Source organism: Pseudomonas sp. NPDC077451 (assembly GCF_044543345.1).
Classification (GTDB): domain Bacteria; phylum Pseudomonadota; class Gammaproteobacteria; order Pseudomonadales; family Pseudomonadaceae; genus Stutzerimonas.
The window spans coordinates 36,859-48,001 of record NZ_JBITVX010000011.1 but is presented as its reverse complement, the minus strand read 5'-3'; the positions used below and the strand labels follow the sequence as shown (position 1 = coordinate 48,001).

At 59.1% G+C, this 11,143-nt stretch carries 11 protein-coding genes; 7 read left to right on the top strand and 4 right to left on the bottom strand.

What is annotated here, in order from left to right; all coding sequences use genetic code 11:
• Positions 1-65: 65 nt before the first annotated feature.
• Entirely contained in the window at positions 66-413 is a 348-nt protein-coding gene (locus tag ACIGHL_RS16925) for a hypothetical protein (protein ID WP_446697661.1), read from the bottom strand.
• A gap of 341 nt (positions 414-754) precedes the next feature.
• The gene (gene hppD / locus ACIGHL_RS16920) at positions 755-1,834 is read right to left on the bottom strand and encodes a 4-hydroxyphenylpyruvate dioxygenase (protein WP_446697660.1); all 1,080 of its coding nucleotides are present in this window, start codon (positions 1,832-1,834) and stop codon (positions 755-757) included.
• A 638-nt stretch (positions 1,835-2,472) separates the two neighbouring features.
• Between hppD and ACIGHL_RS16915 the strand changes: the two genes are divergently transcribed.
• The gene (locus ACIGHL_RS16915) at positions 2,473-2,838 is read left to right on the top strand and encodes a hypothetical protein (RefSeq protein WP_446697659.1); all 366 of its coding nucleotides are present in this window, start codon (positions 2,473-2,475) and stop codon (positions 2,836-2,838) included.
• Between the two features lie 211 nt (positions 2,839-3,049).
• A complete protein-coding gene (locus ACIGHL_RS16910) occupies positions 3,050-3,265 on the top strand; it encodes a hypothetical protein (protein ID WP_128120836.1) in 216 nt (71 codons plus the stop codon).
• Positions 3,266-3,473: 208 nt separating this feature from the next.
• Here ACIGHL_RS16910 and ACIGHL_RS16905 read toward each other — a convergent pair whose 3' ends face one another.
• On the bottom strand, positions 3,474-4,637 hold the full coding sequence (locus ACIGHL_RS16905; RefSeq protein ID WP_446697681.1) for an NAD(P)-dependent oxidoreductase: 1,164 nt from the start codon (positions 4,635-4,637) through the stop codon (positions 3,474-3,476).
• Between the two features lie 119 nt (positions 4,638-4,756).
• The gene (gene rfbD / locus ACIGHL_RS16900; RefSeq protein WP_446697658.1) at positions 4,757-6,820 is read right to left on the bottom strand and encodes a dTDP-4-dehydrorhamnose reductase; all 2,064 of its coding nucleotides are present in this window, start codon (positions 6,818-6,820) and stop codon (positions 4,757-4,759) included.
• Positions 6,821-7,212: 392 nt separating this feature from the next.
• Here rfbD and ACIGHL_RS16895 point away from each other — a divergent pair, with 392 nt between their 5' ends.
• From ACIGHL_RS16895 to curA, 5 genes are all read left to right on the top strand, one after another.
• A complete protein-coding gene (locus ACIGHL_RS16895; protein ID WP_045426724.1) occupies positions 7,213-7,566 on the top strand; it encodes a hypothetical protein in 354 nt (117 codons plus the stop codon).
• A 78-nt stretch (positions 7,567-7,644) separates the two neighbouring features.
• Complete coding sequence (locus ACIGHL_RS16890) at positions 7,645-7,965, top strand: hypothetical protein (protein WP_446697657.1); 321 nt, start codon at positions 7,645-7,647, stop codon at positions 7,963-7,965.
• 211 nt (positions 7,966-8,176) lie between these two features.
• Positions 8,177-9,361 (top strand): hypothetical protein, encoded by a 1,185-nt coding sequence (locus ACIGHL_RS16885; protein WP_446697656.1) that lies wholly within the window; start codon positions 8,177-8,179, stop codon positions 9,359-9,361.
• 132 nt (positions 9,362-9,493) lie between these two features.
• Positions 9,494-9,826 carry a penta-EF hand family protein gene (locus ACIGHL_RS16880; RefSeq protein ID WP_446697655.1) on the top strand — a complete coding sequence of 111 codons (333 nt, stop codon included), beginning with the start codon at positions 9,494-9,496 and terminating at the stop codon, positions 9,824-9,826.
• Positions 9,827-9,999: 173 nt separating this feature from the next.
• Positions 10,000-11,034: an NADPH-dependent curcumin/dihydrocurcumin reductase gene (curA, locus tag ACIGHL_RS16875; RefSeq protein WP_446697654.1), complete on the top strand. Its 1,035-nt coding sequence runs from the start codon at positions 10,000-10,002 to the stop codon at positions 11,032-11,034.
• Positions 11,035-11,143: the final 109 nt, after the last annotated feature.

Genomic DNA, 11,143 nt, shown 5'->3' with positions numbered 1-11,143 from the left:
CAAAGGGCGCGCGGTAACCGACCCGAATGCTCACATTCGGGCGGGTTTCTAGAATTCGATTGGAATCAGACGCGGGGTGGGTGCCAGACGGCATCCAGAAGACGCGAAGGGATCTGGTCGTTATAGGGTGTAGTCACGGGATTGGCTGCAGGAATCACGTCCGCCTTGGCCGCCGCAATCTGAACGAGGCTGGAGGTTTTGCATTCTTGCCCGTTCTTGCAGACGGTCGTTGGGCCTTGATCCTTTCCTTCACGACAATCTTGATCAGCGCCGTCCATGCCGTTCATGCCTTCCATATCAGCCATCTGGTGATGTACCGACGATGTTGCCGGCATGAGTAGTTGCGCCATCCCATTGATCGGAAGCGTAAGTACCAACAGCAGGATAAGGAAGGAACGCATGTTGACGATCATGGGCTAAGCCTATGCGGCAACGCAGAAGCAATCAATAAGACATTTGGTCGCTCTGCAAGCTGCGTAGTCACTTGCGCCCTGTTCTTGTAAACGCATGCATTGATCGCGGCAGCTATTCATCACAGCCCCGTTCGGAGGTTACGTGGCAGCCTTGGCGTCTCCGCTCGCTTCGGCCGGACCAAGGACGGGATCATCTGGCCTGATCGTTTCGCTAATCACACACATGGCGAAGCCGCACCGGCACCGGCAGCGCCCTTGTGCCGCCGCCGGTGCGCTTGAAAGCGCGGTGAAACAACTGGATCGATTGGAACGGCAACCGGAGTCGGTTGCCGTCTCGGTGGTTACTCAGTGGTGCTGAGCACGCCGCGCTTAATCTGATCACGCTCGATGGATTCGAACAGCGCCTTGAAGTTACCTTCACCGAAGCCGCTGTCGCCCTTGCGCTGGATGAACTCGAAGAACACCGGGCCGAGCACGGTACCGGAGAAGATCTGCAGCAGCAGGCGCTGCTCGCCATCTTCCAGCGCCCCGTCAAGCAGGATGCCGCGGGACTTCAATTCCTCCACCGGCTCGCCGTGGTTGGGCAACCGGCCTTCGAGCATTTCGTAGTAGGTTTCCGGCGGAGCGGTCATGAAGACGGTGCCGCTGGCCTTCAGCTTGTCCCAGGTCTCGATCAGGTTGTCGGTGAGAAAGGCGACGTGCTGGATACCCTCACCGTTGAACTGCATGAGGAATTCCTCGATCTGCCCAGCGCCCTTCGACGACTCCTCGTTGAGCGGGATGCGGATCATGCCGTCCGGTGCGGTCATGGCCTTGGATGTCAGGCCGGTGTACTCACCCTTGATGTCGAAGTAACGGATCTCACGGAAGTTGAACAGCTTCTCGTAGAAGTCCGCCCAGTAAGCCATGCGACCGCGGTAAACGTTGTGGGTCAGATGGTCGATGAGCTTCAGGCCAGCGCCGACCGGATGACGCTCGACGCCCTCCAGGAACACGAAATCGATGTCATAAATCGAGCTGCCCTCACCGAAACGGTCGATCAGATACAGCGGCGCTCCGCCGATCCCCTTGATCGCTGGCAGGCGCAGTTCCATCGGACCGGTAGGCAGTTCGATGGCCTGTGCACCCAGCTCCAGCGCGCGGGTATAGGCTTTTTGCGCGTCCTTCACACGGAACGCCATGCCGCACACTGAAGGCCCATGCTCAGCGGCGAAATAAGCTGGCAGGCCTTTCGCCTCGCGATTGACGATGGCGTTGATCTCACCCTGGCGGTACAGCGCCACATCTTTGGAACGGTGGTTGGCGACATGGGTAAAGCCCATGCTTTCCAGTACCGGCTCGATGACGTTCGGGGTGGGCGAGGCAAATTCGATGAATTCGAAGCCCATAAGGCCCATGGGATTTTCAAACAGGTCGGCCATGATTGGCTCCTTGGAATAACGGTACGTTAGCGAAATTGACGTTATGCGAAGGTCAACTCGGCGGCGCACAGGAAATCCCACGGACGCTGCGACCCAGATGGTCGCCCAGGGTCAATCGAAAGCCCAAGATCTTCATTTCAGCAGCTCATCCGAACGTCAGGCGCGGCCATCGACCTGGCTTCCGGGCTGCGCTTCAGCCTGCTGGACAGACTAGCCGCGCCAGCCCGCAACGACTTCACCGGGCCGGCCACGCTCAACGACCTTGCGGCCACCTGGACGCTCCGAAGTCGAGCGGACGCGGTGAACTGAAAAAAAACGGATGAATCCATATTCGTTGCCATGGCTGCACTGAAGGCGCGCCGTGTCTACGCGGCGCTCTATTATTCTTTTGCGTAATCGAATTACGTTTAGCGAAATCTGCGGGACGCATGTCCAACTGTCAAGCCATGTCGCGTGCCGCTTATCTCCCGCCTCGAACGAATACCGCTGCGACGCTGCCGAATCTATGGCTAACGAAACGAGGCAAACAGGCTCTGCTGTGGCCAGAACATCGCATTTATTCGACGAGCATCACCTGTCCTGCCCGCTACGCCCTCGAGCGGGCGTCATATTCAACGGCTGAACAAAAAGGAACGACCATGAATCGACTTTTCGACAAGAGCGCCCCGCAAAACGTGCACGGCTGGGAACGCAGCGCCTCCGTTGCGGGCGGGCTGGTTATGCTGGGCAGAGGGTTGCGTCGCGGCGGACTGAGCGGCCTGTTGCAGTTGGCGATGGGTGGCATGGCGTTAGCGCGCGGCATCAGTGGACGTTGCGAGGCCAAACGTATCCTGACCGCTACCGAGCCGCAGCCACGCCACGTATCCGTCGACAAGCAGCGCTACAGTCACATGCCAATGGACTCTGAAGTACACAGCCCAGACTTCGCCGAGCCGGATGTGAACCTACCTGATGCCACGCCCATGGGACATGAAACGCATCCGGGGGAGCGCCGTGGCACGTAGTCAAATGCTGCGACGACCGAACGCCCCCAATCAACTGCGCTGTTCCAGTGCACCTAGGCGGTGGGGCTGTGCCGGGACAGAAAAACGGCACGGATGGCCCCTCAACCGGGGCTGATTGGAGTCCCGCCGAACGGCAGTTGTCGGCTTTATGACGCCGTGGTATTTATGCGCCGTATTTTTGTCACACCTCGTGACATTTTGGGAGACGGTCGTGGATATCATCAAGGCAGATAGCGGAAACCCGGATCGGTGGGGAGTCGTTTATTCCTACGGTAGCGTGTTAGCGGTTTTTGACAACGAGCTGGATGCTCAAACAGAAGCCAGCGGCTTCGGCGGCGCCGTGGTGCGCCTTGCCTGCAGCCTCTGGAACACGCTTAATATGGCCGCTGAAGGCAGCATGACCGGGGACCAGTCTCAGCTCGCGTGAGCAGGCAAGTCGGTCGATCATGCCAGCAGGGTGAAGGCAGTGCCGTCACCCGCTGAATCTTCTTCAGTCAACTGTATTGGCGCTGCGATTGGCAGCGTCTCTTGCACAGTGCGAGATTCGTGGTGATACGGGACGAGGCCGATTCCGGTCCGCTGAAACTCCACGAAACCGTATCCGTCGGCCCAGACCTCCGCCTCGTCCTGGGCTCTCACTGCAGAGCCTGGCGCAACAGCGTTGGCTGAACGTCTGTTTCGATCCGCTGCAGCACTTTTTGTTGTTGCTGGAAGATGATGTCCAGCACGCGGCTGGGCTGAACTTCGATGTCGTCGAACGTGATCAGCTGCCCCGGCTCGACAGCTCTCTTGAGAACCGTGTTGCGCAGCAGCCCGATGGGTACGTGATCGAGCTCGTCGGCAAGTTTGACTGCTTCGCCGCGAACGTCGAACCCACCTATTCCACGGCCGATCATCTCTCCAGCCTTCATCTCACGTTTGGCGATTGCCGCAACACCCAAGGTGGGCGAAACAGAATTGTTCAGCAGCACACCGCCACCGGCAAGCACCCGCCGTACGGTCTTGCCGACTTCGAGCGAGCAGAGGTGAAAGGGTCGTGTCAGCACGTAATACGGCCCAGGCCCGAGCTTGAAGTATTCGATTGCCCGCGCCTGCATTTCATCGTGCCGGCACACCAGAAACACGCCGCCCGCCGAATAGCCATTGGGCAATACGTAGTCGACAATTGGTTGTCCGACGCCTTCTGCAATCAGCCCGAGAACGTTGCCGCTGACGTTTAGATCGGTCGACGTCAGTCCTTCCAGACCACGTCTGGTGATAGTCGCGCCAAACCCGTTGCCTACCACGACCTGCTCGATCTGCACCTTGGTGCCATCGGTAAAGGATGTGGTCTGTTCAATGCTGATGCCCTGGCGCTTGGACCAGTAGGCCATGTCTTCAAGGCTGGGGTTGTGGTTCAGGTAGCCCTTCATGTTGCCGTAGACCAGCGGCTGAAAGCCCATCTGCAAGGCTTCTTCGCGCAGCGCGGCGAGCGATCCAGGCTGATCCCCTTCGGCTTCGGTCAGGAATCCCTTGCCGGAAAGGTAAGACCCCGTCGTGACCTGAAGCTCGGCGTTGATGGTAACCACCGGCACCCCGGCTTCGAAGGCGCGCTCGATCACTTCGGTACCGAAAAAGACGTCACCCGTGCACTCGACGATCACATCTGAGTTGGCAATAAGATCGTCAATGGAGTTGGTCAGCGCGTCGGCCAGCGGAAAGCTACTCAGCGTCGCGACGCTTCTACGGGTCAAGACCCGGCTGATTTTAAGATCCTTGTAGTGCTGCATGATCAGACGAACGAAACAGTGCGAGATCATCCCTGTACCCGAAACACCTACTCTCTTGATCGTTGCATCTGTCATGGTGAAATCCCTTCGGAAAAGTCCTGAGCCTCGGACCGTAATATTTAGAAAAGGTTTTTGATCCGCCCGAGTATTTATTCGCCTGTGGCGGACCGCCTGGACGCCGATAGCTGCGCGGGCTGCTCTTGGATACAAAACGGATACGCCTTGAACGGAACGCGGCTGGGCGAAGGCCCGAACGGCACGACCGGCATATCGCTGATTCGCCGAATCACATGCCGCAATTCATCTCGCCAGTGCTTGGGCCGGATACCGAATGTCTCCTCGATGAGCGAACAATCGAGCACAGACCAGGCTGGCCGCAACGCAGCCCGAGGCAGGCTTGAGCTAGGCACCGGCAGCACACGGGGGGCTGTATCAATCAACCCCGCCGATTCGGCTTCCTGGAACACCTCGGTGGCAAACTCGGCCCAGCTGCACGGAGACGCACCGCTGTAGTGATACAGCCCCCACTGCAGATCGCCGTCACGGCAATAGCGCAGAGCCAGTTCGATCAGTACGCGTGCAACGCTGCGGGCTCGGGTCGGGCAACCAATCTGATCGCTGACGACGGAGATTTCCTCCGTCTTGTTGCCCAAATTGAGCATCGTTTTGACGAAGTTGTTTCCGCGCTCACCGTAGATCCAGCTGGTCCGCAGAATGAGGTAGCGGTCAAGCGTCTGGCTGATGACCTGCTCGCCTGCAAGACGTGTGGAGCCGTACACGCTGTTCGGCATCGCCTGGTCGGTTTCACGATAGGGTTTGTCAGCGTCACCGGAAAATACGTATTCACTCGACAGATGGAACAAGGGAATACCGAACTGTCGGGCGGCTGCAGCCAGGTTGGCAGCGCCGTCGCGGTTGACCGCCTGAGCCTGCGCCACTTCCGCTTCGGCGTGATCCAGGTTGGTGTACGCCGCTGCGTTGATGATAAGGGCAGGCTTATGACGCTCGATGGCCTCTCGAATGTGCTCCGCGCGGGTAATGTCCAATGCCTGGCGAGACAAGCCGATGGCATCCAACCCGAAGCTGGCAGCCTGATTGGTCAGGCAATAGCCGACCTGCCCTTCCGCGCCACAGACGAGAACCCGCATGTTGGTGTGCCCCGTAAGGATAGGCGTATCGGACAACGTATCGGTGCGGGTAACCGTAACTGGGGCGGTATCTGGCTGCTGTTGGATGGTTTGCTCAGCTGTCTCGCCTGACCGCTTTGGGACTAGCTCACGCACGCTCACACCCAGCGCCTCAACAGGCGCATCGGCGGCCTCCGGAACCGGTGCGAAGCTGAAGCTCTCCATCAGCCCGGTAAGGATGATGCGTGCCTTGGCAAACTGACCTCGCGCCAGCATCGCAGCAACCAGGCCCAGCCGTGATGTGAACAGGCCTAACACCCGTCGCTTGCGGAAATACCGGCGCGCCACGAACAGTTCGTTGCGTACCAGGTGCCGATGCAGCGCAATCCGACTGGGGTCCGGCTCGCGCAGAATGTCGATGGCACCGCTGACACGCCGCAGGTGCAGGACCTTGCTAGCAACCACGAGGTAACCCGGCGTGTCCTGGCTGATACGCAACGTGAACTCGGTGTCGTCTCCCCACATGAACATCGGGGCCAACGGCACGCCGTGCCGGGCCAATGTTTCTCGCGGTACCAGGATCGATACATAGGTGGCTGGTCGCACCGGCACTACACCGAGGTGCAGCAACGCGGGCCAGTTTTCGTAATCAATGGCGTTGGTCCGCTCATCGATTCGCGGCACGTTGGTGAGCAAACCCGCCTCGGTAAACGCCCTCGACAGCAAGAAGGAGCGTGGCTGTTTGTGCTCGGCGAGTCGCTGATCAGCCTCGAGCAGTTTTTCCAAGGCATCCGGTTCAGGGATGACATCGTCATCCATCATCCAGACAAAATCAGCGCCCTGCTGATAGGCCATACGAAACCCGGCACTGAAACCACCCGAGGCGCCGGTATTGCGGGACAGCACGTACACCTTGAGATTGGCAACTTCTGAATCGAGCAACACCTCTTCGGTCCCATCGTTGCTGGCGTTATCGACCACGATGATGGCGTCACACGGACGGCTCTGGGCACTGATCCCTTCCAGACAACGCTTAAGCAAATCCTTGCGTTTGTACGACAGCACGACAGCGTATATCTGATCCATTAGAGCGCTCGGCATCTGAATAAAGAGATTGGGTCCAAACCCGGCAGGCGACCCGACTGGTTAGCGGTGGGGCGCTGCGGTGCGTGATGGGCTTGAGCCATTACGCTCAGCTCTGACCGAGGAAGATGAACGGGGTTCAGTGAATTGCAACCAAATGTGGCGGACTAGATCGCACCGACGCCGATCCTGGTGAGAAAGCCGAATGGCCACTGGCGCACCGGTTTCCTATCGCCTGGAGCATCCAACTGAACCCACGCCCTGGTTAATCGAGGGCTGAGAGATGCAACCAGCGACGGCCTGCCTCGCCCGTTTGATAGCAGCGTCGAGTCAATCTTCGAACTCAGCGCGCCAGCCCTGTTCAGATGAATAAGCCACCAAAACGGAGAAGCAGAATGAAGAGACCTTTAATAGCGCTTATTAGCTTGGCGTTCGCTCTGCCTGCCCTCGCTCAGGAGCCTCTGGTCGTCAAACGTTTGAACGGTATGAACCTGGAAGTGGAAGAACTGGGAGTACCGCAAGCGTCCTCGGACAAAGTCGACTTGCGCGGCGTCCCCGCCGTCAAGATTACCAACCACAGCCAGGAAATTGCGTCGTGCCAGTTCCACGCCTTACCCGAGGAAACCGTGATGACCGCTGCGCCCGCAATGTCGATCAGCCCAAACGAGCAAGCCGTAGCCAGGGTGCCCGGCAAGTATTCGAGTGGTGGTCCGATTGCCTTGTTGGTGTGCCAGCCGGAGGGCGTATAGCTTCGGTTGGCAATGATCGGAATCAGGTACGGCAACCCGACACGCCGCTTGGTCGGCACACTTCATCAGGAGACCGTCATGAACAGATCCTTTTTTACGTCACTGGCAGTGACCACGCTGCTGGCCGCCGCCGCCCAACCGGCATTGGCCCAGTGGCCAGCCGGCACCCCGCGAGAAGACACCGGTTCGCGCCCAAGCCCTATGGGTGTTCCTACGCCCATGGAAAAGCTTGAAACCCACCGCAATGAAAAAGGTCAGATCGTCACCGAGGACGGCCGGATAGTTCAAGGCATGCCGGAGCGCGACAGCGTCCCGAACCGCAACCTGCACAAGACCGAGCAGGAAACAGTGACAGAGGACGAATCGCACTACTCCGCCACGCCTGGCGAGCTGGAGTAGCCCAACGGCAAATGATGAGAAGCGTTTGCTTAGCCAGTGAGCCCCACGTGTCGACGATACTGAAACGGCGCATGGGGCCGCTCACCGCCCACCACTAGAGCCAGACGCAGCGCCAGCACTGGTCGACCGTATGTCGTTCGGCGATGGCGCGGCCAACTGGCCAATTCCGCTCAACAACCATGGCTCAATGGCCGATTCAGGAAAGCATTCAATGAGCCGCTCGATGCTGGTTGGACGACTGATCACCGCTTTGTCGATCAGCCTTCTCTTGGCTGGCTGCGCCGGGACCGAACGTCTCGACACAGCAATGGCAACGATCAACCGGGACTACAGCCGTCTACAGGACGAAGCCTTGCTGCTCAACATCGTGCGCCGCAGCGTTTCGCTACCCGCCCACTTCACGACCGTGACGACCATCCGTGGCCGCAGCCGCCTTTCGGCTGGCGCCAACCTGACGCTGCCGTTCGGGGGCGACGCGCCATCAGACTTCAGTTTCAACCCCCACATGGCGATTGAACAAGGGCCAGGGTTCGACGTGTCGACCCAGGACAACCAGGAGTTTTACCGCGGCTATGTAGCGCCGATCAGCACCACCTCTCTAGCTTTCATGCTGCGCCAGGACTACGCACCGGAGCTGATTCTGTCCCTGTTCCTTGAAAGCGTGCACTTCCAAGGTCCGAACGGAACGGAGCGCTTCTATAACAATCCTTCGAAGATCGCTGATTTCAAACGATTCCAGCAGGTGGTGAGCCGCCTTGTCGACCAAGGCATCACCATGGAAAGCGCCTTTCTCGTCAGCCGCTACGGGCCGGAACTTGAGCTCAAGCAAGCGCCTTCCATCGACCAGTTGATTTCCGCACGCAAGGAGAACCTGGCCGTCAGTACGCGAGGCAATAATCGCTACCAGCTCACCGAATCGGTTGAAAGCGCCCGGTTCTGCTTCGTCCGTCCTCAGGAGAACCTGTTCAAGCTTGCCCGGTGCAAGCTGGAAAGCCGAAAGGAGTTCCAGCTGGGCGACCCGGACTTCTTCGGCAGCGTCGGTGGCGGTCGTGTGTATTTCGAAGCCGAGGGCATCGGCAAGGTCGAGTTGCACACCCGCTCGCTCGCCGAAGTGTTCGACTACCTGGGCGAGTGCGTGCGGGTGCAGGAAGCCAACGGCACCTTGCTAACCGTCAGAACCCACGCCGGGCAGCAGCCGATCATCCGCGTGGAGCAAGGAATGACGATGAACGCGATGGTCCGCGCCGAATTTGCTGGCGACGAATATTGGATTCCCAAGGGGCCAGACGGCGGACAATCCGGGGCCGTCCTTTCGATGGTTTCGCAATTGCTGGCACAGGCCCAATCGGTCGACGACATGCCAATCAACAACACCATCAATCTGATCGGCCAGTAGCCGTTGCGGCTGTATGACCTCATGTCGGTAACCGAATGTTTTTTAGAACTCTCAAAGCTGACGGGTTACGAAAACTATGTCAGCGCCATCCTCTGGTGATGACTACCCAGTAATTTGCAGAGGAGAAGCAGCATGAACATGAAATGGCAAAAAGCAGTTGGTGGTATCGCCCTGGCAGCGGCCCTTGCAGGCGGCTCGGCCATGACTTACGCGGCGGATATGGACTACAACACTTGGGATGCCGATAAGTCCGGCTCCGTGGACTACAACGAGTGGGACACCGGGTTCGACAATCAAGGCATGTTTTCCCGTTGGGATGCTGATCGAAACGGCACACTCTCCGATGAGGAATATGGCCAAGGCGTCTACAACAGCTATGACCGCGACAAGAGCGGCGACTGGAACGAGGAAGAGTACAACCGCTTCCGTGATGACGCCGACGATGAAGGCTGGCTCGACGTCTGACGTTGCCGCGTTAGCTTCAATCGCAATGTAGCAGCCGCCCCCTCATGGGGGCGGTCGTGTTTTCGGGCTTCGAATTTCTGCAGGGCGAAGCCAGTCACCGCGCCAACGGATGGAACGTCCCGCGCAAGACAGGCTCCCATTTTGGTCTGCTGACCGATCACTGGAGCACCTCGATGACTCAACAATCGCAACACAACCGCAGCATCCACCTCGCCTCGCGTCCGCACGGTGCCCCCACCGCCGATAACTTTCGGTTGGAAACCGGTCCGGTGCCGAGCCCCAGCGACGGACAGCTGTTGCTGCGTACCGTTTACCTCTCGCTGGACCCCTACATGCGTGGCCGCATGAGTGCCGGGCCGTCCTACGCGCCACCCATGGAAGTAGGCGATGTGATGGTCGGCGGTACGGTTTGCCGGGTCGTAGAGTCCCGCCATGCCGACTACAAGGAAGGCGACTGGGTGCTCAGTGGCAACGGCTGGCAGGACTATGCTGTTTCCGATGGGACCGGCCTGCTCAAACTTAGCCAAGACATGCAGCACCCTTCCCATGCCCTGGGTGTGCTGGGCATGCCCGGTTTCACCGCCTACATGGGTTTGCTCGATATCGGCCAACCCAAGGCCGGCGAAACGCTGGTGGTGGCCGCAGCCACCGGCCCCGTTGGTGCGACTGTCGGGCAGATCGGTAAGCTGAAAGGCTGCCGGGTTGTCGGCATCGCCGGTGGTGCTGAAAAATGCAAGCATGCGGTCGAAACGCTTGGTTTCGACGCCTGTATCGACCATCGCGCCGAACATTTTGCGCAGCAATTGGCAGACAACTGCCCAGACGGGATCGATGTGTATTTCGAGAACGTCGGCGGCAAAGTATTCGATGCCGTGCTGCCACTCCTCAACACCAGCGCACGGGTGCCGGTCTGTGGCGTCGTTGCGCAGTACAACAGCACCGACCTGCCAGACGGTCCGGACCGTTTGCCATTGCTGCTCGATACCATCCTTAAGAAGCGCATGCGTATGCAGGGCTTCATCATCTTCAACGACTACGGGCACCGCTACGACGAATTCGCCCGTGACATGAGCGCGTGGTACGCCGAGGGCAAGATCAAGTATCGCGAGCAAGTCGTCCAGGGACTGGAAAATGCGCCCGAGGCGTTTATCGGCCTGCTCGAAGGCAAGAATTTCGGGAAACTGGTCGTGCAGGTCGGCGAGGCCTAACGCCTTCTAGCCGTTCGGCACGTGTAAGCACGGCTCGTTTGGTGGATTGAAGCGGAACGTCGCTCGACCCGCTCAACGGCCGAAGCAGGGGTCGGCGGCGCCCAACTGT